Annotated in this window: 21 protein-coding genes; 12 read left to right on the top strand and 9 right to left on the bottom strand. The window is 64.4% G+C overall.

The window, feature by feature from the left end; genetic code table 11:
* On the top strand, window positions 1-935 hold a 935-nt coding region (locus WH367_RS08310; protein WP_339535406.1), incomplete at its 5' end, for a ferritin-like domain-containing protein.
* On the opposite strand, the gene gluQRS is transcribed toward WH367_RS08310, so the two are convergent.
* The 3 genes from gluQRS to WH367_RS08295 form a co-directional block, all read right to left on the bottom strand.
* Window positions 928-1902 (bottom strand): tRNA glutamyl-Q(34) synthetase GluQRS, encoded by a 975-nt coding sequence (gluQRS, locus tag WH367_RS08305; protein ID WP_339535404.1) that lies wholly within the window; start codon window positions 1900-1902, stop codon window positions 928-930. The two genes, WH367_RS08310 and gluQRS, sit on opposite strands and share 8 nt — an antisense overlap.
* A 412-nt stretch (window positions 1903-2314) precedes the next feature.
* Window positions 2315-3430 (bottom strand): NAD(P)/FAD-dependent oxidoreductase, encoded by a 1116-nt coding sequence (locus WH367_RS08300; RefSeq protein WP_339535403.1) that lies wholly within the window; start codon window positions 3428-3430, stop codon window positions 2315-2317.
* Between the two features lie 112 nt (window positions 3431-3542).
* Window positions 3543-4475, bottom strand: a complete 933-nt coding sequence (locus WH367_RS08295) for a LysR family transcriptional regulator (protein WP_148293097.1) — start codon at window positions 4473-4475, stop codon at window positions 3543-3545.
* Between the two features lie 267 nt (window positions 4476-4742).
* On the opposite strand from WH367_RS08295, the gene WH367_RS08290 reads away from it, so the two are divergent.
* Both WH367_RS08290 and WH367_RS08285 read left to right on the top strand, forming a co-directional pair.
* The gene (locus WH367_RS08290; protein ID WP_339535402.1) at window positions 4743-5444 is read left to right on the top strand and encodes a pirin family protein; all 702 of its coding nucleotides are present in this window, start codon (window positions 4743-4745) and stop codon (window positions 5442-5444) included.
* Window positions 5445-5524: 80 nt separating this feature from the next.
* Entirely contained in the window at window positions 5525-5935 is a 411-nt protein-coding gene (locus tag WH367_RS08285; protein WP_339535401.1) for a DoxX family protein, read from the top strand.
* Between the two features lie 35 nt (window positions 5936-5970).
* Here the strand turns inward: WH367_RS08285 and WH367_RS08280 are convergent, their stop codons facing one another.
* Window positions 5971-6720, bottom strand: coding sequence for a sulfurtransferase (locus WH367_RS08280; RefSeq protein ID WP_339535399.1), 750 nt, complete (start codon window positions 6718-6720; stop codon window positions 5971-5973).
* A 122-nt stretch (window positions 6721-6842) separates the two neighbouring features.
* Entirely contained in the window at window positions 6843-8537 is a 1695-nt protein-coding gene (locus WH367_RS08275; protein ID WP_339535397.1) for a SulP family inorganic anion transporter, read from the bottom strand.
* A 258-nt stretch (window positions 8538-8795) separates the two neighbouring features.
* Between WH367_RS08275 and WH367_RS08270 the strand changes: the two genes are divergently transcribed.
* From WH367_RS08270 to WH367_RS08260, 3 genes are all read left to right on the top strand, one after another.
* Window positions 8796-9233 carry a BON domain-containing protein gene (locus WH367_RS08270; RefSeq protein ID WP_339535396.1) on the top strand — a complete coding sequence of 146 codons (438 nt, stop codon included), beginning with the start codon at window positions 8796-8798 and terminating at the stop codon, window positions 9231-9233.
* Between the two features lie 189 nt (window positions 9234-9422).
* On the top strand, window positions 9423-10436 hold the full coding sequence (locus WH367_RS08265; protein ID WP_339535394.1) for an LD-carboxypeptidase: 1014 nt from the start codon (window positions 9423-9425) through the stop codon (window positions 10434-10436).
* Between the two features lie 247 nt (window positions 10437-10683).
* Window positions 10684-11589 (top strand): adenylate/guanylate cyclase domain-containing protein, encoded by a 906-nt coding sequence (locus tag WH367_RS08260; protein WP_021026052.1) that lies wholly within the window; start codon window positions 10684-10686, stop codon window positions 11587-11589.
* Between the two features lie 55 nt (window positions 11590-11644).
* Here WH367_RS08260 and WH367_RS08255 read toward each other — a convergent pair whose 3' ends face one another.
* From WH367_RS08255 to moaA, 3 genes are all read right to left on the bottom strand, one after another.
* Window positions 11645-11974 (bottom strand): thioredoxin family protein, encoded by a 330-nt coding sequence (locus tag WH367_RS08255; RefSeq protein WP_133856107.1) that lies wholly within the window; start codon window positions 11972-11974, stop codon window positions 11645-11647.
* Window positions 11975-12047: 73 nt separating this feature from the next.
* Window positions 12048-12701: a molybdenum cofactor guanylyltransferase MobA gene (gene mobA / locus WH367_RS08250; RefSeq protein WP_339535392.1), complete on the bottom strand. Its 654-nt coding sequence runs from the start codon at window positions 12699-12701 to the stop codon at window positions 12048-12050.
* A gap of 69 nt (window positions 12702-12770) precedes the next feature.
* Complete coding sequence (gene moaA / locus WH367_RS08245; protein WP_445228092.1) at window positions 12771-13856, bottom strand: GTP 3',8-cyclase MoaA; 1086 nt, start codon at window positions 13854-13856, stop codon at window positions 12771-12773.
* A 205-nt stretch (window positions 13857-14061) separates the two neighbouring features.
* Here moaA and WH367_RS08240 point away from each other — a divergent pair, with 205 nt between their 5' ends.
* On the top strand, window positions 14062-15354 hold the full coding sequence (locus WH367_RS08240) for a TIGR03862 family flavoprotein (protein WP_339518199.1): 1293 nt from the start codon (window positions 14062-14064) through the stop codon (window positions 15352-15354).
* Window positions 15355-15384: 30 nt separating this feature from the next.
* Here the strand turns inward: WH367_RS08240 and WH367_RS08235 are convergent, their stop codons facing one another.
* Complete coding sequence (locus WH367_RS08235; RefSeq protein WP_339535388.1) at window positions 15385-16020, bottom strand: GntR family transcriptional regulator; 636 nt, start codon at window positions 16018-16020, stop codon at window positions 15385-15387.
* Between the two features lie 131 nt (window positions 16021-16151).
* On the opposite strand from WH367_RS08235, the gene scpA reads away from it, so the two are divergent.
* From scpA to WH367_RS08210, 5 genes are all read left to right on the top strand, one after another.
* A complete protein-coding gene (scpA, locus tag WH367_RS08230; RefSeq protein WP_339535386.1) occupies window positions 16152-18326 on the top strand; it encodes a methylmalonyl-CoA mutase in 2175 nt (724 codons plus the stop codon).
* 6 nt (window positions 18327-18332) lie between these two features.
* The gene (locus WH367_RS08225) at window positions 18333-18557 is read left to right on the top strand and encodes a hypothetical protein (RefSeq protein ID WP_021026059.1); all 225 of its coding nucleotides are present in this window, start codon (window positions 18333-18335) and stop codon (window positions 18555-18557) included.
* Window positions 18554-19006, top strand: coding sequence for a GNAT family N-acetyltransferase (locus WH367_RS08220; RefSeq protein ID WP_339535383.1), 453 nt, complete (start codon window positions 18554-18556; stop codon window positions 19004-19006). The genes WH367_RS08225 and WH367_RS08220 overlap by 4 nt, the downstream gene beginning before the upstream one ends.
* 91 nt (window positions 19007-19097) lie before the next feature.
* Window positions 19098-20135, top strand: a complete 1038-nt coding sequence (gene meaB / locus WH367_RS08215; RefSeq protein WP_339535381.1) for a methylmalonyl Co-A mutase-associated GTPase MeaB — start codon at window positions 19098-19100, stop codon at window positions 20133-20135.
* Between the two features lie 60 nt (window positions 20136-20195).
* Window positions 20196-21728 carry an acyl-CoA carboxylase subunit beta gene (locus WH367_RS08210; RefSeq protein ID WP_021026063.1) on the top strand — a complete coding sequence of 511 codons (1533 nt, stop codon included), beginning with the start codon at window positions 20196-20198 and terminating at the stop codon, window positions 21726-21728.
* Window position 21729 lies beyond the last annotated feature (1 nt).

Here is a 21729-nt window from a genome sequence, read left to right as displayed (position 1 = left end):
ATGCCAGCCAGCCCGGCGCGGTGGCGGCGCAGGCCGACCCGGCCTGGGGCTTGGCGGCGCGCGGCGCCGCAGTGGAGGCGGGCGCACCGGCCTTTGCCTTTCGCCTGCAGGACAAGGCCGAGTTCTGGACCGACCAGGCCGGTGACCTGTATGCGCAGGCCGTGGCCGCGCAATGGAATGCCGACACCGATATCGACTGGGCGCATGCGCCTGAGCCCCCGGCGCTGATCGAGGACGCCATCGTCCAGGTGATGACCTATATGGTCGAAAACGAAAATGCGGCGCTGATTGTGCCGGCGCGGTTCTTGGGCGAGCTGCATCCGCATTACCGCGAGCTGCAGGCGGCGCTGGCGATCCAGGTGGCCGATGAGGCGCGCCATATCGATGTGTTCACCCGCCGCATCCGCCGCCACGGGCGTGAGCCGGCGCTGTCCACCGCAGGCGGCCAGGCCTCGCTGCAGAGTCTGCTGGCGGAAAAGGATTTTTCGGTTGCGGGCTTTTTGCTGTCGGTGCTGGGCGAGGGCAGCTTTGTCAACCTGCTGCAGTTCTTGCAGACCTATGCGCCCGATCCGCTGACGCGCCAGATCTGCCGCCTCGCCGCCCGTGATGAGGCACGCCATGTGGCGCTGGGCATGTCGCACCTGCTGCATCGCTTGAAGCAGGAGCCGGACTTTCGCTACCGGCTGGCCCAGGCGGTGGAAGCGCGCCACGATGCGCTGGCTGGCACATCAGGCCTGAATGAAGAGGTGTTTGATGCGCTCATCTTGGTGGGCGCCGGGGCCTTGTCGGCTGATGCGCTGGCGCTGGGCAGCCAGCGCGTGCAGCAGCTGATGCAGGATATGGCCGATGGCCGCTACACCAAGCTGGTGCGGCTGGGCTTTGAGCGGGGCCATGCGCAGGAGCTGGCCTCCTTGCACACGCGCAATTTCATGTAGTGGCCAGGTGGCGGCGTGCCCATTGCGCCGTCCAATCGGCCAGCGCATCGGGGATGGAGCTGGCCTCTCCCGCCTCCAGCCCCAGGTGCTGGGCAGACTCGCGCAGCACGGTGATGCGCTGCTCGGCACTGTCCACCACGACGGCCGGCGCGCCGTACTGCTTGGAGAGCTTTTCGCCATCGGCCTGCAGCACCAAGGGCGTGTGCATATAGCGCGGCGCCGGCAGGCCCAGCGCGCGCTGCAGCAGCAGCTGGCGCGGGGTGTTGTCGGCCAGGTCAGCGCCACGCACCACATCGCTGATGCCTTGCGCTGCGTCATCGACCACCACGGCCAGCTGGTAGGCCCAGAGACCATCGGCGCGCTGCACCAGAAAATCGCCCACGCTGGCGGCCACATCCTGCTGCATGGGGCCCAGCCAGCGGTCTTGCCACCGCAGTTGCTGGTCGCTGTGCAGCACTGGGTGGTCGGGCGTCGGCGACAGGTCATCTTGGGCCGCGGCGGCGCTGGCATGCTGCTGGTAGCGCAGGGTATGGAAGCGCCAGCTGCGCCCGGTCCTGCCATGCAGGCCATCACGGCAGGTGCCCGGGTAGGGGCGCTCGCCGTGGCGCTCGTGCACATGGCCCTGGGCGGCGAGCGCCGCATCCATATCGCGGCGCGTGCAGGCGCAGGGGTAGGCCCAGCCAGCTGCCTGCAGCTGCGCCAGAGCCTGGGCATAGAGGGCATGGCGGGCCGACTGCCACTGCGGCGGCGCATCGGGGATCAGCTGCAGCGCATGGAGCTGGCGCAGGATTTCCTGGTCCATGCCCGGCGGGCAGCGGGGCGGATCGGTGTCTTCGATACGCAGCAACCAGCTGCCGCCATGGGCGCGGGCATCGAGCCAGGACGCCAGGGCCGCCACCAGCGAGCCCGCATGCAGCGGGCCGGTGGGCGAGGGGGCAAAACGGCCGGTATAAAAGCGAGAGCTCATGGGAGAGCAAGTGTAATGCCGCTGACCAGCGCGCAAAGCCGTTGCCCGGTATCGGCAACGGCTAACGATGGAGAGAACGGAAAAGCCGGCCCCGCGCCCGCCGGCCCCGCCCCGGCGAATTAAAAAGAAAAAAAAAAAACAAAACCCAAAAAGAAGGGGGTGTGCAGAAGGGGCCCACCCCCCCCCCCCCCCCCCGGCGCGCCCCCCCCCCCCTCACCAACCCCCCCCCCCCCCCCCCCCCCCCCCCGCGGCGCCCCCCCCCCCCGCGCTGTGCTTAGAGTCGCTAACACGATCCAGCAAACCGAAGGTTTGCGGTTGAGACTAGGCGTCCCCGACTAGGCGCCCTGCCGCAGGCAGTACAGTGGTACGACAAGGCAGGGTAACGACGTATCAAGGGTTGTGTTAGCGACTCTTATTCGCCGAGCACGGCCAGCGCGAGCTCCAGGCCGGACACAAAGGCGTCTTCGACGCGGTAGCCCAGGCACCAGTCGCCGCACAGGCCAATGGCGCTCGTGGCGTTCCAGAGGTGGCTGCGGGGCTGGCCCTTGGCATCCTTGGGCAGGGGGTTGATGGTTTTGGCATAGCCCCATTGCACCACGCGGATGTCGCTGGGGGTGGCGCGGATGCGGGTGAGCTCGGAGAAGGCCTGCAGCATCTTGGCGGCGACGCGCTGGGGCTCGTCGTTCTCATGCTTGCGCGCCCAGTCAGGGCTGGCCTGCACGGTCCAGCGCTCGACCTTGCCGCGACCGGGCTTGGACGACTCGCGCGAGAGCCAGGTGATGCGGGGGTGTTCGGTGCGGGCGGCATTCCACTGCGGGCCCATGTTGGTGATGCCGGGGTCCACCGCATGCGCAAAGGTCAGCAGCAAGGTCCAGCTCGGGGCGATATAGACATCGGACAGCTGCCAGTCGTCAGGCACATGGGTTTCGCTGTCGGCCAGCAGCTCCTGCGCTTCGGGCGAGGGGATGGCCAGCACGACGCCATCGAGGCCCGCATAGACATGCACACCGCCATCGATATCTTCGGTGCGCAGCTGCCACTGGCTGGGGTTGAGGGCATCGCGCTCAAAGGCCAGTGCGTATTCGTTGAGGCGCACATCGAGCGGCGCGGCCCAGGAGGCGAGCAGGCTGTCCATCGTGGGCACGCCAATCAGGTGGGCTTCCATGCCGCGCTGGGTGGTGACGGCGACCTTGCCGGTGGCATCCAGGGTGCGGATGGCGTTGACGCTCCACTGGCGGGTGACGTTGGGCGTGCTGTCTAGCGCCAACTGAAAGCGCGGGTCGCGCACCGTGAAGAACTGGGCGCCGACATCAAAGCTGCCATGCGCGCTGTGGCGGCTGGCCATGCGGCCGCCCACCTGGGGTTGGGCTTCGATCACGGTGACCTGGTGGCCCGCTTGCTGCAAGGTGCGCGCGCAGACCACGCCGGCCATGCCAGCGCCAATCACCGCATAGTGCTTGCGGCTGGCCAGGACAATCTGGGAAGAGGAGGCTGATCGTTTGGGTTTGGGGGGAATGCGAGAAGACATGAAAGACTTTCTGTACTGTTTCGGCAAACGATAAGGCGTCATAGATGGCTGCGGGTGCAGCGCCATCTGAAGAACCACTCTACACGGTGTGCAGGCCCATTTTGCTCAGGATTTATCCCACATAGTGATTGCTCAGTAAAGAAGTGCGTGTGGCCTCGGACTGCAGCTGGTCCAGCCACCACTGCAAAGCCTTGCCCGGGTTGGTGCCGCGCCAGGCGTAGCGCAGCTTGATCTTGCGGGGCGGGCGCATCAATTCGCGCTCGACCAGCTGGCCGCTGCGCAGATAGGGCAGGGTCATGTTGTCGGGCAAAAAGCCGCCACCAATCCCGCGCAGCTGCGCCTGGAGCTTGGCCTGCATGGTGTCCACCGTGAGCACGTCCTGGCCGTTGATCACGCCAATGGTCTGGCCTTGGCCGCTGCGCGAGGAATCGGCCACGGCAATGATGCGGTGCTGGCGCAGCACCTCATCGCTGATCGGTTGCATCTCGTCGGCCAGGCGGTGGTGGGGAGCTACGACATAGCGGAAGGTGATCTCGCCCAGGTCCAGCTGCTGCAGGCCTGCGACGTGGGAGGCATCGACGGCAATGCCAATGGCCAGGTCGGCGCGGCCCGAGCTGAGCGCTTCCAGGGTGCCAGCCAGGATGGAGTCGCTGATCTTGAGCCGCGTGGGCGGTGCAATGGTGTAGAAGGCCTCGACCAGCTCCAGCAAGGTGGTGCGCGAGACCACGCCATCGACGGCGATGCGCAGCTCGGGCTCCCAGCCGGTGGCCACGCGGCGCACCCGGTTGGCCACCGCATCGACTTCGGCCAGCAGCCTTGCGCCTTCGCGCAGCAACTCCTGGCCCGCTTCGGTGGGCCTGGCCTGGCGCGCGCTGCGGTCAAACAGCAGCACATCCAAGGCATCTTCGACCTGGCGGATGCGGTAGGTCAGGGCGCTGGGCACCAGGCCCAGCTGGCGCGCCGCAGCGGCAAAGCTGCCGGTGTCGGCCACCAGCTGCAGCAGGGCGAGGGTATCAGGGGTGAGGACATCGCGATCACGCAACAAGGCCATTTTGACGGTTCTTTCCTACATGCGGCGGTGGGCAGATCGGTAAATCTTCGCTGCTGAGGCCGGCTTGGTTCAGGCCTGAAAACCTATTGACGATTCCTAGGCGGTGCAAGGAGACCGTTCATACGTTCTTGAAAAGCCCATCAGATTTTTTGAATGATGCCATCAAAACCGCTGCCCCGTAGGCAGACACTGCGGTTTTACAGTCATGGACATGGTGATGAACAGCGCAATGTGCGCCGTTTGCCAGACAGGAGATCAAAAATGTTGATGGTTCGTAAATCTGCTGATCGCGGCCATGCCGACCATGGCTGGCTGCGCTCCAACCACAGTTTCTCGTTTGCCGGCTACTACGACCCCCGCTTCATGGGCTGGGGCAATCTGCGTGTGATCAATGAAGACCGGGTGGCCCCGGGCAAGGGCTTTGGCACCCATGGCCACCGCGATATGGAAATCATCAGCTATGTGCTCGAGGGCAACTTGGCGCACAAGGACAGCATGGGCCATATCGAAGGCCTGCCACCGGGCGATGTGCAGCGCATGAGCGCCGGCACCGGCGTGCAGCACAGCGAGTTCAACCATGCCAGCGGCCAGGAGACGCATTTTCTGCAGATCTGGATTGAGCCCGATCGCAAGGGCATTGCGCCCAGCTATGCGCAAAAGACGTTTTCGGATGCGGACAAGCGCGGCCAGTTGCGCCTGGTGGTATCGCCCGATGGCGCAGAGGGGTCGCTGACGATGAATGCCGATGCGCGCATATATGCCGGTTTGCTCGATGGCGATGAGGAGGCGAGCCTGCGCCTGTCGCCCGGACGCAAGTCCTATGTCTATGTGGTACGGGGCGAGGTGTCGGTCAACGACCAGGCGCTGCACACCGGGGATGCGGCCTATCTGGACCAGGAGACATCGCTGCGATTGGCGCAAGCGCGTGATGCCGAAGTGCTGGTGTTTGACCTGGCGGCTTGATGTTCGCGGGGTGCTGCCATTGCGGACAGCGCCCCGTGTGGGGTAGGTGTGAGTGGTGGTGTTATTTCAAGGAGAAAAAAATGAACGCATTGCAAAATCCTTTGGCTCTGTTGGGCCGTATTCTGATTGCCTGGTTCTTTGTCATTCCGGGCTGGGGCAAGCTGACCGGCTTTGCCGGGGCCGTGGGTTACGCCCAGTCCGCAGGCATGCCGATGCCCGAAGTGGGCGTGGCCGTGGGCCTGGCCATTGAGATTCTGGGCGGCCTGGCGCTGCTGCTGGGCCTGGGCACGCGCTATGCTGCCGCTATTTTGGCCATCTTCACGCTGGCCGCCACGGTGATTTTCCATGCCTTCTGGGCGGTGCCCAAGGAGGCCATGATGGTCACGCAGTTGCTGTTCAACAAGAACATCGCCATTGTGGGCGGTCTGCTTGCCTTTGCCGCCTTTGGGGCCGGTGCCTGGAGCCTGGACGCCAAGCGCCACGCTGCTTGATCGTTCGCAGCATGCCGAGCCGGACAGCCTGGCTGTCAGGGCTCGGTCTTGAGCGCTGTCTTGCGCAGGCCGTCATCGACGGCGCGGCGCTCATCAAACACAAAGCAGCTGCCCTGGTAGCCACTGCCATCGGTTTCTTCAAAGTACTTGAGGATGCCGCCTTCGAGCTGGTAGACATGGGCGAGGCCTTCTTCCTGCATCAGGATGGCGGCCTTTTCGCAGCGGATGCCGCCAGTGCAGTAGCTCACCACGGTCTTGCCTTCCAAGTCCTGGCGGTGCGCGCGCAGCTGCGCGGGGAACTCGGTGAACTTGCGCAGCCGCCAATCAATGGCACCGACAAAGGCGCCTTCATCGACCTCATAGTCATTGCGGGTGTCCAGGGTCACCACCGGGCGGCCCTGGTCATCATGGCCTTGCTGCAGCCAGCGCTGCAGATCACGGGGGCTGACCGAGGGTGCCCGGCCGTTGGCAGGGCGGATCGCCGGGTGGTCCATGCGGATGATCTCGGGCTTGACCTTGACCAGCATCTTGCGAAACGGCACCGTTTGCGACCAGCTCTCCTTGGGCTGCACATCGGCAAAACGCGGGTCCTCACGCAGCGCATCCACCCAGGCATGCACGGCCTCGGCGGGGCCGGCCAGAAAGAAATTGATGCCTTCCTCGGCCAAGAGCACCGTGCCTTTGAGCGCCAGATCGGCCGCGCGCTGGGCCAGCAGCTCGCGCAGCGCCTCACAGTCAGGCAGGCTGACAAACTTGTAGCAGGAGATATTGAGAATCGAGGGCACGGTGGTTTCTGGCAAAGCTTCGGGGGATGAAATAGCCGCCTGTGCCGGAGCGCATGGCGGGCGGCTATTTTAGCCAGGGAAGCACGCGCCGCCGGTCAGGCCCTTGCGACAGCGCCCGATCGCTAGATTGAATACTCGATGCCGTCATCGCTGTGCGCGCGGCTCATCGCCTGCAAAAACTCGGCATCGGTGCGGTACATGCGCAGATGCGGGTTGTCCTGCAAGAGGCCGGCGCGCTTGAGCCGGGCTTCGACGGGCAGCTTCATGCCGACGATATGCAGCATGCCGCCGCGCTTGGCGGCCATGCGCTCGAGCCGCACAAAGGCCTCGACACCGGTGATGTCGATCTGGTTCATCGGCTGGGCCAGCAGGGCGAGCTGCCGGTAGTGCCCATGCTGGGCCCAGACATTGGCAGCGCGCTCTTCCAGCGCAGCGGCCGAGGCAAAGTCGAGCTCGGAATCCATGCGCAGGGCCAGCAGATCCGGGGCCAAGGGGGGCAGCTGCCACAGATGGCGGTCGCGCAGGCTGCCATCGGGGTGCAGGCCAACTTCGACAATGCGGGGATGCAGGCGGTTGTAGAGAAAGTAGCAGGAGCTCAGCAAGATGCCCGAGAGCACGCCCCAGTAGATGCGCGGCGCCGTCAGCAAGGTGATGCCAAAGGTGGCCACCGCAATGCAGCCTTCGATGCGGGAGATCTTGAACAAATAGAGCAGGGCGCGCGGCTTGACGAGGTTGGCCACGGCCGTCATCACAATGGCGGCCAGTGCCGCCTGCGGCACATGGTAGAGCGCGGGGATGAACCACAGCACCACGGCGACGACCAGCAGGATCGAGAAGATATTGGAGTAACCGGTCTTGGCGCCGGCCAGCAGGTTGACGGCCGAGCGCGAGAACGAGGCACTGGTGGCAAAGCTGCCAAACAGGCCGGCGCTCATCTTGGACAGGCCTTGGGCCACCAGCTCCTGGCTGCTGTCCCAGCGCGTGCCTGCCTGTTGGTGTTCCACCTGGGCGCTCGAAGCCGTCTCCAGCGCACTGACCAGCGAGATCACCAGCACCGGCATGACGAGCAGGCCAAACTGCGACCAGTCCAGCATGCCCGGCCAGACCAGCTGCGGCAAGCCCGTGGGCAGGTGGCCGACCACGGCGCCGCCCTTGTCGGCAAAATCGGTGGCCCAGCTGATAAGGCCGGTGCAGCCGATGACAAACACCGCGGAGGGAAAGGCGGGACGCCACTTTTTGCCCACGACCAGGATGGCAATGCTCGCCAGCCCCAGCAGGATGGAGCGCCAGTCAAAGAGCCCCAGCGAGGGGTTGTCCCAGACCGTGGCCCAGTCGCTGCGCATGCCCAGCAAACTGGGCAGCTGCGAGGCCAGAATCAGCAGCGCAGCGGCCTGGGTGAAGCCAGCCAGCACCGGGGAGGTCACCAGATTCAGCAGCCAGCCGGCGCGCACCAGGCCCAGGCTCAGCTGCACGAGGCCCGCCATGATGGCCATCCAGGCGGCCAGAATGACCCACTGGGCCGAGCCGGGCTCGGCCATGCCGGTGAGCGAGGCGCCAATGAGCAAGGCGCTCAGTGCCGTGGGCCCGACGCCCAGCCGTGGAGAGGGGCTAAAGAGAATGGCCACGGCCGCGGGAATGATCGAGGCATAGATGCCGGTGATCAGCGGCATGCCGGCCAGGTGCGCATAGGCCACGCCCTGGGGCACCAGCATCAGCCCCACCGTCATCCCCGCCATGAATTCACCCCGCAAGAGTTCTTTGGTCGGCTTGGGCCAGCGCAGGAAGGGAAAAATTCGGTAAATCAGGGAGGGCTGCATGGCAGCATTGTCGCCGCATCGACGCGCGCTTGCAGCCGGGCGCTTGCGCAAGGGCGACTGCAGCCGCAGTGCCCAGTCCCATCTGTGAAGAATTGCCAAGGCTGCGTGTCTTGCCGGTATAGCTTGCTGCCGCTTGTCGCAAAGCCTTGGCACGCGGCCTGGCTGCCGTCACAATGGCTGGCACGGCCAGCGCCATGCTGACCGGCTCCAGCCCCTTTCCTGTGCCTGCCTTTGTGTCTGCCTTGGCGCCCGCTTCCCATGCACTTGATCCGCCGCTCCTCCACTGTCAAAAAGATTGCTGCCTGGGCCTTGGTGCTCGCGGCTCTGGGCGCCGCCGCCGCCGCGCTTTGGCAAGGTGGGGCCTTGCAGCAGGCCTGGCGCTGGAGCGAAGGGCTGGGGCAGACGCTCGATGCCTCGGGCCAGCGGGCGAGCCAGGCGGTGGAGCGCGCAGCGCAGGCCAACCGCCGGCGCGCCGACGATGATGCGATCACCTCGCAGGTCAGCGATGCACTGGCCGCCTCGCAAAGCGATGAGCTCGCTGCGCTGCAGGTGGAGACCTCGCACGCGATGGTCACCTTGCGCGGCACGGTATCGTCCAGGCCTTTGCTGGACCGGGCGGTGGCGCTGGCCAACGGTGCCATTGGCGTGCAGGGCGTCTTCAGCCTGATCCAGGTGCGCCCGCAGGCGCTGGGTTGACGGGCGTGGGCAAGGCCCCCCCAGCCCCTGCCTGGCCCATGGCCTTAGTCCCCGTGTGGCCTGCAGCTAAGGCGCTTGGCCGCATAATGCCGCCCAACACCGAAGGTGCCGGTTTTGCGCGCAGAACCGGGCACCGCCCTTCTTATCGGGCGGCTTTGTGCCTGCCTTTCTCTACCTCTGTTCGCCGCCATGCACCAGCACGACCACTCCCATGACCACGACCATGGTCACTGCGACCACGCGCACTGCCAGCACCACCATGCCCACGGCCCCAAGCATATTTATGTGTATTCGCCCTCGGGCGCCGTGCGCGATAAAAAGGCGTTCAAACGCGCGGTCAAGCGCCTGGAGGCCATGGGCCACCAGGTCGAGGTGGACCAGGATGCGCTCGCATCCAGCACCCGCTTTGCCGGTGACGACGACACGCGCCTGGCAGCGATCGCCCGCGCCTGCGCCAGTGGTGCGGATGTGGCGATGATCAGCCGGGGCGGCTATGGGCTCTCGCGCCTGTTGCACCGCCTGGACTATGAACAGATCGCCAAGGCCGTGGCCTCGGGCACACGCTTTGTCGGCCTGAGCGATTTCACCGCCCTCCAGCTGGCGCTGTATGCCAAGACCCGTGCCATGACCTGGGCCGGCCCGGCACTGGTGGGCGATTTTGGCGCCGAAGACGGCGTGGACGACATCATGCAGGACTGCTTTGAAGACCTGCTGAGCGGCGCGGGCGAAGGTGCGGGCTGGCGCCTGGCACCTGAGAAGGCCGGCACGGTGACGGGCGCTTCGGCCTCGGACGATGTCTACATCCCCAAGGCCACGCTCTGGGGCGGCAACCTGGCGATGATTGCCTCACTGGTGGGCACGCCTTACCTGCCCAAGGTCAAGGGCGGCGTGCTGTTCATCGAGGATGTGGGCGAGACGCCCTACAAGATCGAGCGCATGCTGACCAGCTTGCTGCACGCGGGCGTGCTGGCCCAGCAAAAGGCCGTGGTGTTTGGCCAGTTCAGCGACTACCAGCTGAACGCGCATGACAAGGGCTTCAAGCTGGCCAGTGTGGTGCAGTGGCTGCGCACGCAGATCGAGGCCCCTGTCTTTACCAACCTGCCTTTTGGCCATGTGCCCACCAAGGTGCTGCTGCCGGTAGGCGCCCAGGTATCGCTGAGTGTCGAAGGCCGGGATGCACTGATTTATTGGGGCCATCAATAACGCAAAGCGCGGGCTGCGCCTGGGTGCCAGGCCCGCCCAGCCATATACCATGCGCCCTGGGCGCGGGCTTGTGAAAAGCCAGGGGTTTGCGCCTGTCTGTTGGAATCTAAACAATTCGTAAGTTCGACGACGGCGTCAGGACTGGTCGCAGGCCCTGGTTTGCAGTGTAATATGCATGGTCGCTATTGATGCATAGGCTGGCGTTGCTCCTGGGGAGGAGGCGACCCCAGCCCTAACAAGAAAATCCATGACAACTGTCGCCACCGTGGTATTCATCGATATCTCGGGCAGTACCGCATTGTTCGAAACCTTGGGCAATGAGCGTGCTGCGCGAGCAGTCGCGGGCATGACGGATGCTTTCAAGCAAGTCGTCGTGCAGGCGGGGGGGCGGGTGATCAAGACCCTGGGCGATGGTGTGCTGGCCATCTTCAACAGCAGCGCCCTGGCCGTGAGCGCCATGACCATGCTGATGCGCCGCCATTACGGGCAGTGGGACTCCCTGCCTGCCTCGCAAAAATTCCATGTACGTGTGGGCATGAGCACCGGTGAAGTCGTGCTGATGGAGGGCGACTGCTATGGCGACTCGGTCAACATGGCAGCGCGCCTGTGCGAAAAGGCCGGTCACCGCGAGGTCTGGGCCGCCGCCTCGACGATGGAGTCTGGCGCCCGCGCCGATACCGTGTTTGTGCCCATGGGCTGGATGGATGTGCGCGGCAAGGCCGAGCAGCAAATGCTCTACCAGGTGCAGTGGATCGAGCCCGAAGCCCAGGAAGTGGTGACCGCGTACGACTCTGTCTTACCGATGAAGCCCGAGGCCGTGGTGCAGATGCGGCTGCGGCTGGCATCGGGCGGGGTGGAGCGCTTTTTCAGCACCCAGGAGATGCCGATTTTTGTCGGCCGCTCATCGGACTCGGAATGGGTGGTGCTGGACCGGCGCGTCTCCCGCCAGCATGGCCGTATCGACTGGCGCAGCGGCAATGTGATCTACACCGATCTAAGCCGCTATGGCACCTGGGTGAGCTTTGGTGCCAACCCCGCCACTGCCGTGCGACGCGAGTCGGTGCAATTGCATGGCGTGGGTGTGATGTACTTTGGCGTATCGCCCGAAGACCCCACGGCGCCCAGCACGGCGTTTTCGGTCACGCCGGTCTAGGCAGGCATGGCAGGCCCGGCATGGATGCGCCGAGCCAGCTTCAATAAATTTCAACTTATGGCGTTTGCAGCGCTGCTAGCGCAGTGTTGATGCTGGCCGCATCGGTCGGTCGCACCACACGGGCCACTTCCTGGCCATCGCGCAGCATCACCAGGGTCGGCCATAGCTTGATGCGGTAGCTGCGGCCCAAGGGCTTGCCAGGGCCATCTTCTACTTTCAGATGTTGGATATCGGCGCGCGGGCCCAGCGCCTGCTCGATGAGGCCTTGTGCGCCCAGGCAATGCGGGCACCAGGGTGTGCCAAATTCCAGAACAGTCAAACCGGGCTGGGTATCGATGTCGGAGCGCTGGGGCTCCTGGCTGAGGTGCTGTGCCGAGTAGGTCAAAAGGCGGCTCCAAGGTGGGAATGCTGATCTGATCCGTTATAGCACCGGCTCAGCCCGCGTCCGTCAGCGCCAGTCACTTGTGCGGCGGTGTCATGTCCTGCAGCCGGGCCAGCTCGTCGGGCGTATTGGCGTTGTAAAAGGCCTGGGCATCGTCAAACTCCACCAGGCAATGGCCATGCTGCGCTGCCCACTGCCGCAGTTTGCGCCCGCCGCTGGCCACAAATTGCCGCACGCTATCCGCCAGGCCGGCATGGATCAGGCAGAAGGTAGGCTGCAAAACCGGGCGATCACTGCCGGGCTCCTCAGGCGGGGTGCAGGCCATTGCAATGGGGCAGTCCTGAGCGGCCGCTGCCTGCGCCAGGCGCTGGGCCAGGTCTTGCGGGAAGTGCGGCGTATCGCAGGCCACCGTCAACAGCCAGGGCGTTTGGCAGGCCGCCAAGCCGGCGGCAAAACCTGCCAGCGGGCCCGCATAGTCTTCGGTGTCCGGCAAGCTTAGATCTGCCACCACCGGGTAGCCCAGCGCGCGGTAGGCATCCAGATGGCGATTGGCATTGATGAGCACTGGCCCCACCTGCGGCTGCAGCCTTTGGGCGCAGTGCCATGCCAGCGCCTGGCCGCCCAGCAGTTGCAGGCCTTTGTCAACACCGCCCATGCGCGTGCCCTGGCCGCCCGCCAGTACCAGGCCGGTGATATGTTCAGGGTGAATGGCGGGTGCGGAAGAGGGCATGGTCGGCAAAGGCAGCAGGGTTTCAGACCCTCTGATTGTGGCAGCCATCAGAAGCGGGCAAGGCCTTTATCAGCCGCCGATATAGCTCATCTCGACCCGCTGGCGCTGCAGCGCGATCTCCGGGTGCTGGCTGCGCTGCTCGCTGTAGTTGTCGCTGCGCTGGCCCCAGACCTGGGCAATGGCCTCGCGCAAATCGCTGTCGCTGGCGCCATTGCGCAGCATCGCACGCAGGTCCCAGCCTTCGCTGGCAAACAGGCACAGGAACAGCTTGCCTTCGGTCGAGAGCCGCGCGCGGTTGCAGTCCTGGCAAAAGGCGTGGGTGACACTGCTGATCAGGCCAATCTCGCCGAGGCTTGGGTCATGCTGGCCGTTGGCGCCGACATAGCCCCAGCGCACGGCAGTCTCCCCAGGCGCAGTCGCTGACAGCGGGGTGAGCGCAAAGGCGGACTGCAGGCGCTCCAGTACGGCGTCCGAGGGCAGCACCTCTTCGAGCCGCCAGCCGTTGGTGGCGCCCACATCCATGAATTCGATAAAGCGCAGGGTCACGCCGCTGCCGCGAAAGTGCCGGGCCATCGCGACGACCTCATGGTCATTGACGCCGCGCTTGACGACCATATTCACCTTGATATTGCTAAAGCCCACGGCCTGCGCAGTCTCAATGCCTTCCAGCACGGTGGCGACCGGGAAATCCATGTCGTTCATCTGGCGGAACAGCGGGTCGCTCAGGCTGTCGAGGCTGACCGTCAGGCGCTTGAGCCCGGCGTCTTTGAGGGCACGTGCCTTGCGTGCCAGAATGGAGCCATTGGTCGTCAAGGTCAGGTCCATCGGCGTGCCGTTGAGCGTCTCGAGCTCAGCCAGCTGGGCGATCAGCGCTTCCAGGTTCTTGCGCAGCAGCGGCTCGCCACCGGTGATGCGCAGCTTGCCGACGCCCAGCTGGGCAAACAGGCGCGCGGTGCGGGTGATTTCCTCAAAACTGAGCAAATCGCGGTGCGGCAGGTACTGGTGGTCCTTGTCGAACACATCCTTGGGCATGCAGTAGCTGCAGCGGAAGTTGCAGCGGTCCGTCACGCTGATGCGCAGATCCCGCAGCGGCCGTTGGCGCTGGTCACGCACCGCACCGCCGTGCGACAACGAGGCACCGGCTGGCGTGGGCATGGCCAGACTGGCGTCATAACGACGCAGGTCAACCAGGGAAATGACGGGACGATCCATAGCGGAATGGTACTAGAGGCCGCCTTCCGATGTGCTGTTGCGGGTATGCGCTGCATCAGCAGTTGGCGAAAAGTAGCCATCCTTGTCTGCCAGGGGCCGGACTTGGTGTATGGTTCGCCCCCTTGTTCTCTTTTGCTTTGTTTTTGCCATGACCTTGCCCAGCCACTCCTCTTCTTCGCCTGCCACAGTGGATGTCGCAGTCATTGGCGGCGGCCCGGCTGGTCTGATGGCAGCACATCGCCTGGCGCAGGCCGGTTTGCAGGTGACGGTCTATGACGCGATGCCTTCGGTAGGGCGCAAGTTTTTGCTCGCTGGGCGCGGCGGCCTCAACCTGACCCATTCCGAGCCGATGGCGCCGTTTGTCGGGCGCTACGGGCGCCAACAGGCCGTCGTCGCGTCCTGGCTGCAGTATTTTGGCGCGGCGGAGGTGCAGGCCTGGGCCCAGGATCTGGGCGTCGAGACCTTTGTTGGCACCTCGGGCCGGGTGTTTCCCAAGGACATGAAGGCCGCTCCCTTGTTGCGCGCCTGGCTGGTGGCCATGCGGGCCGCTGGCGTGCGTTTTGCCATGCGCCACCGCTGGCTGGGCTGGGACGCGGCCGGCGCACTGCGCTTTGCCGCCCCCGATGGCGAGACCGCCGTGCAAGCGCGTGCCACCGTGTTGGCGCTGGGCGGCGGCAGCTGGGCGCGGCTGGGCTCGGACGGCGCCTGGGTGCCGCTGCTTGCGCAGGTGGGGGTGGATACTGCCCCGCTTGCACCGGCCAACTGCGGCTTTGATGTGCGCATGCTGCCGGCCGCCGATGGCGAGACGGCACCCGGCTGGTCGCCGTTTTTCGCCAGCAAGTTTGCCGGCCAGCCTTTCAAATCAGTGGCGATCCGTTTTGATGACGGCAGCGAGGCGGGCTTTGCACGCCGTGGCGAGTTTGTCGCGACGGACAGCGGCGTCGAAGGCAGCCTGGTCTATGCCGTGTCTGCGCTGCTGCGCGATGCCATCACGGCCCAGGGCAGCGCCACCTTCCTTGTTGATCTGCTGCCTGACCACAGCGCCGAGCGCGTGCTGGCCGAAGTGCGCCACCCGCGCGGCTCGCGCAGCCTGGCCAGCCACCTCAAGAGCCGGCTAAGTCTGGATGGCATCAAGGCTGCGTTGCTGTTTGAAGTGCTGGGCAAGGAGGGCATGCAGAATGCCGAGCTGCTGGCCCGCACCATCAAGGCCGCGCCCATCACCGTGGTCGCGACGCGCCCCATCGATGAGGCCATCAGCACTGCGGGTGGCGTGGCCTTTACTGCGCTCTCGCATGACCTGATGTGCCATGCCCGGCCCGGGCTGTTTTGCGCGGGGGAAATGCTGGACTGGGAAGCGCCGACGGGCGGCTATCTGCTGACGGCGGCCTTGTCGAGCGGCGTGCGGGCAGCACAGGGCGCTGCGCATTTTCTCAAGGGCTGAGGCAGCCAGGGCAGCGCTGCGTTATCAAGACTAGGACGCAGCTGCCAAGCCGTTCTTGAAGTGCAGCATGACGCAGGCGCGTGCCGCGCTGCTGTCCTGCGCGGCCAGCGCCCGCATCAGCGCGCGGTGCTCCTGCAGCGATTCCTCGATGCGGCCGGATTTGAACAGGGAGTTGTGGCGGTTGAGCTTCATCACCTTGCGCAGGTCGGCCACCATCTGGCTGAGCCATTTGTTGTCCAGCATCTCCAGCACGCGCATATGAAAGCGCTCATTGGCAATAAAAAAGGCATCGCGCTCATCGACAGCGGCTTCCAGCGCGTCATGCAGGCCTTGTAGCTCGGCAATCTGTTCGGCGCTGGCTTTGCTGGCCAGCTCGGCGGAGGCATCGCTCTCGAGCAAGGCCAGCAGGTGGTAGACCTGGAGCAGGTCTTTTTGCGACACCTCAGTCACATAGGCGCCACGGCGCAGCTTCATCGTGACCAGGCCCTCGGTGGCCAGCACCTTCAAGGCCTCGCGCAAAGGCGTGCGGCTGATGCCTATTTCTTCGGCAATCTTCAACTCATCGATCCAGCTGCCAGGGGGCAGTTGGTGCGCAAAAATACGTTGCCGCAGTAGCTCGGCAACGTCCTGGTACAGCGCACGCGGCGCAAAAGTGGGAAGGCTCATCGGTGGCGCCATTGTACAGAAGGCGACTGAAATTCAAAATTCTGCATTCATAATTATGAATAATGTACACTTGCCTGGCGGCCGTGGGTAGGCCAATATGCACTGTCTATAACGTATCCCGAGCTTGAGACATGACTGATTCCGCGAAGCACAACACTGCATCCGAGTTTCCCAAGGCCGACCGCGCCGCCTGGGACAAGGCCGCCAGCAAATCCGCCCCCGGGGGCGATGTCGGCAGCCTCGATTGGCTGACGCCCGATGGAATCACGGTCAAGCCCCTCTATACCGCCGCCGATACCGCTGACCTGCCGTTTGCCGATACCTTGCCGGGTTTTGCACCGTACCTGCGCGGCCCGCAGGCCACGATGTACGCGGTGCGGCCCTGGACCATTCGCCAGTACGCCGGTTTTTCGACCGCCGAAGAATCCAATGCCTTCTACCGCAAGGCGCTGGCCGCGGGCGGTCAAGGCGTGTCGGTCGCGTTTGACCTGGCCACGCACCGGGGCTATGACAGCGACCACCCGCGCGTGACCGGTGACGTCGGCAAGGCCGGTGTGGCAATCGACTCGGTCGAAGACATGAAGGTCCTCTTCAACAGCATTCCGCTGGACAAGGTTTCCGTATCGATGACGATGAATGGCGCGGTGCTGCCGGTGCTGGCCGGCTATGTGGTGGCCGCCGAAGAGCAGGGCGTGGCGCAGGACCAGCTCTCGGGCACGATCCAGAACGACATTCTCAAAGAGTTCATGGTGCGCAACACCTACATCTACCCGCCCAAGCCGAGCATGCGCATCATCGGCGACATCATCGAGTACACGAGCCAGAACATGCCCAAGTTCAACTCGATCTCGATCAGCGGCTACCACATGCAGGAAGCCGGCGCCAACCAGGCGCTGGAGCTGGCCTTCACCCTGGCCGACGGCAAGGAATATGTGAAAACCGCCATCGCCAAGGGCATGGATGTGGACGCCTTTGCCGGGCGCCTGTCCTTTTTCTGGGCGGTGGGCATGAACTTCTACCTGGAAATCGCCAAGATGCGTGCCGCCCGCCTGCTGTGGTGCCGCATCATGACCGGCTTTGAGGCCAAGAACCCCAAGAGCCTGATGCTGCGCACCCACAGCCAGACCAGTGGCTGGAGCCTGACCGAGCAGGACCCCTACAACAATGTGGTGCGCACCACCATCGAGGCCATGGCGGCCGTGTTTGGTGGCACGCAATCGCTGCACACCAATGCGCTGGACGAAGCGATCGCGCTGCCCACCGAGTTCAGCGCCCGCATTGCGCGCAACACCCAGCTCATCATCCAGGAAGAGACCCATATCACTAATGTGATCGACCCCTGGGCCGGCAGCTACATGATGGAAAAGCTGACCCAGGACATGGCCGATGCCGCCTGGAAGATCATCGAAGAGGTCGACGCGATGGGCGGCATGACCCAGGCCGTGGACAGCGGCTGGGCCAAGCTCAAGATCGAGGCGGCTGCGGCGGAGAAGCAGGCGCGCATCGACTCGGGCAAGGAAGTGATTGTCGGCGTCAACAAGTACAAGCTGGCCAAGGAAGACCCGGTCGACATCCTCGAAGTGGACAACGTCAAGGTGCGCGACAGCCAGATTGCGCGCTTGAACCAGATCAAGGCCACGCGCGATGCCGCTGCCGTGGGCAAGGCCCTGCAGGCGCTCAGCGCCGCTGCCGAGTCGGGCGAGGGCAACCTGCTGGACCTGGCCATCCAGGCGGTGCGGCTGCGTGCCACCGTCGGCGAAGTCTCTGATGCGCTGGAGAAATCCTTTGGCCGCCACCGCGCCGATACGCAAAAGGTGACCGGTGTCTACGCCGCCGCCTATGACTCGGCCGAAGGCTGGGACAAGCTCAAGGACGAGATCGCAGCCTTTGCCGAAGCCCAAGGCCGGCGTCCGCGCGTGATGATTGCCAAGCTCGGCCAGGACGGCCATGACCGGGGCGCCAAGGTGGTGGCGACCGCCTTTGCCGACCTGGGCTATGACGTGGACATGGGACCGCTCTTTCAGACCCCCGAGGAATGCGCGCGCCAAGCCATCGAGAACGATGTGCATGCCGTCGGTGTCTCCACCCTGGCCGCCGGCCACAAGACCTTGGTGCCCGCCATCATCGAAGAGCTCAAAAAGCAGGGCGCCGACGACATCATCGTCTTTGTCGGCGGCGTGATCCCGGCGCAGGATTACGACTACCTCTACAACGCAGGCGTCAAAGGCGTCTATGGCCCGGGCACCCCGATCCCGGCCAGCGCCAAGGATGTGCTCGAGCAGATCAAGAAAGCGGTTGCTGTCTAAATCGGTATGGGCAAGGGCAAACAAGCGCCTTTCTGGCAAGACTATGTGAAGGCTCTTGTCATGATGTTCGTGGAGCCTGTCCTTGGCATTCTGTATCTGTACTTGTTGTACCGGGTGCTCACTTTGCCAGCTTGGGGCCAGGTTGTCGTCGGGCTGGGCGTGTGGGTTGCACTGGGTTATGGTGGCTACTTGCTACACCAAAAGATGAAGAAAGGCTTGGAGAAAGCATGAATCTCTCCTTTGCCCCGGTTGCCGACAGTGATTTTGAAGCGCTGTTTGCGCTGCGCGTGGCCGCGATGCGCCCGAGCCTGGAGCGGCTGGGCATCTTCAACCTGGACCATGCCCGCAAGCGTTTTGAACGCCAGTTTGCGCCGCAGTACATGCGGCATATCTGTGTGGACGAAGGCGCAGGCCCGCAGCGCGTCGGGCTGCTGACGGTAGTGCCCTATGAAGATGGCCCGCTCAAGCTCCAGCATCTCTATCTGCTGCCGGCCTGGCACAACCGCCGCATTGGCGACTGGGCCATGCAGCAGGTGCAGAACCAGGCGCGCCGCGAAGGCCGGGCGGTATGGCTGGAGGTGCTGAACCAGAGCGATGCGATCCGGTTTTATGAGCGCCATGGCTTTGTGCAGACGGGCGGCGATCCGATTGACCTGTTGTACCAGTGGACCCCGGCGTAGAGGTAGTGGATATGGAGTTGGCGATACAAATGATGACGGCAAGCGCCCCTGTGGCAGGGGCGCTGCGGCAGTGTTTTGACAAGGCGGCGGCATGAGTAGCGATGTTGCCGAGCGCGTTGCCGCCATTACGCAAGGGGACAACCCTGCTCTGCAGCGGCGCGCGATGGCCAAGGCCATCACCTTGCTGGAGTCGACCCGCGCCGACCACCGCGCGCTGGGCGATGCGCTGCTGACGGCGCTGCTGCCGCATACCGGCAAGTCTTTTCGCCTCGGCATCAGCGGTGTGCCCGGCGTGGGCAAGTCCACCTTTATTGAAACCCTGGGCCTGTATTTGATCGGCAAGGGCTTGCGCGTGGCGGTGCTGGCGATTGACCCGTCGTCCACCGTGTCGGGCGGCTCCATCCTGGGCGACAAGACACGCATGGAGCAGCTGTCGATGCGCAGCGAAGCCTATATCCGGCCCAGCCCGTCGAGCGGCACCCTGGGCGGTGTGGCTGAGAAGACGCGCGAGGCGGTGCTGGTCTGCGAAGCGGCGGGCTACGACGTGGTGATGGTCGAGACCGTCGGCGTGGGCCAGAGCGAGATAGCGGTGCATGGCATGACCGATATGTTCTGCGTGCTGCAGCTGCCCAATGCCGGCGATGACCTGCAGGCCATCAAAAAAGGCGTGATGGAGCTGGCTGACCTGGTGGTCATCAACAAGGCCGACATCGACCCGAATGCGGCCACCCGTGCGCAGGCGCAGATCACCTCCAGCCTGCGCCTGCTGGGCATGCATGGCAGCCATGACCATGCAGCGCGCGGCGCGCTCTGGCAGCCCCGGGTGATACAGATCAGCGCGCTGCTGGGCCATGGCGTGGAGGCCTTTTGGGACGCGGTCAGCAGCTACCGGCAGATGCAGACCAGCAACGGCTGCCTGGCACAGCGGCGCGAGAAGCAGTCGCTCGCCTGGATGTGGGAGCGCATTGACCATGGGCTCAAGCTGGCGTTTCGCAGCCACCCTGCCGTGCGCGATATGCTGCCTGCTGTGCAGCAGCAAGTCGCTTCGGGCCAGTTGGCGGCATCGACAGCGGCCAGAAACCTGCTGCAGGCGCAAAGCAGTGCGGCGATGATTCACAAAGCGGATTGAGCCGGGCGGCGAGCCCCGATCAAGACAGAGAGACAACCTAGCAAGCTTCAAGGATGGAACATGCAAGATATCTTGGAACAACTGGAGAAAAAGCGTGAACTCGCCCGCCTGGGCGGCGGGCAAAAGCGCATCGATGCGCAGCACAAGAAGGGCAAGCTCACGGCGCGCGAGCGCATCGAGCTGCTGCTCGACGACGGCACCTTCGAAGAGTGGGACATGTTTGTCGAGCACCGCTGCACCGACTTTGGCATGGAAGAGACCAAGATCCCGGGCGACGGTGTGGTTACCGGTTACGGCATGATCAATGGCCGCCTGGTCTTTGTCTTCAGCCAGGATTTCACCGTGTTCGGCGGCGCGCTGTCCGAGACCCATGCCGAGAAGATCTGCAAGGTGATGGACCAGGCGATGAAGGTGGGCGCACCGGTCATCGGCCTCAACGATTCGGGCGGCGCCCGTATCCAGGAAGGCGTGGCGTCGCTGGGCGGCTACGCCGATGTGTTCCAGAAGAATGTGCTGGCCTCGGGCGTGGTGCCGCAGATCTCGATGATCATGGGCCCTTGCGCCGGTGGCGCGGTCTATTCGCCGGCGATGACCGACTTTATCTTCATGGTCAAGGATTCGAGCTACATGTTCGTCACCGGCCCTGAGGTGGTCAAGACCGTGACCCATGAGCAGGTCACGGCCGAAGAGCTGGGCGGCGCCGTCACCCACACCAGCAAGAGTGGCGTGGCCGACATGGCCTTTGACAACGATGTCGAGGCGCTGATGATGCTGCGCCGCCTCTACAACTACCTGCCGCTCAACAACCGCGAAAAGGCGCCGGTGCGTGCGACCACCGACCCGGTCAGCCGCGCTGATATGTCGCTCGACACCCTGGTGCCCGAGAACCCGAACAAGCCCTACGACATGAAGGAGCTGATCATCAAGACCGTGGATGACGGCGATTTCTTTGAACTGCAGCCCGAGTACGCGAAGAACATCCTGATCGGCTTTGCGCGCATGGCCGGCCAGACCGTCGGCATTGTGGCCAACCAGCCGCTGGTGCTGGCCGGGTGCCTGGATATCAAGAGCTCCATCAAGGCCGCCCGCTTTGTGCGCTTTTGCGATGCCTTCAACATCCCCGTGGTCACCTTTGTCGATGTGCCCGGTTTCATGCCCGGCACCAGCCAGGAGTACGGCGGCATCATCAAGCATGGCGCCAAGCTGCTCTATGCGTACGCGGAATGCACGGTGCCAAAAATCACCGTCATCACCCGCAAGGCCTACGGCGGTGCCTATGACGTGATGGCTTCCAAGCACCTGCGCGGCGATGTGAACCTGGCCTGGCCGCAGGCAGAAATCGCGGTGATGGGCGCCAAGGGCGCTGTCGAGATCATCTTCCGCGAAGACAAGAACGACCCGGACAAGCTCTCCAAGCGCGAGGCCGAATACAAGACCCGTTTTGCCAACCCCTTTGTTGCTGGCGCGCGGGGCTTTATCGACGATGTGATCCTGCCGCACGAGACGCGCAAGCGCATCTGCCGCAGCCTGGAGATGCTCAAGAACAAGCAGCTTGAGAACCCCTGGCGCAAGCACGGCAATATTCCGCTCTAAA

The sequence above is a fragment of the Comamonas sp. MYb21 genome, assembly GCF_037479395.1.
In the GTDB taxonomy this organism is placed as follows: domain Bacteria; phylum Pseudomonadota; class Gammaproteobacteria; order Burkholderiales; family Burkholderiaceae_C; genus Comamonas.
Note: the sequence above shows the minus strand (reverse complement) of the source record. Positions and strands in the feature narration are given on the sequence as shown.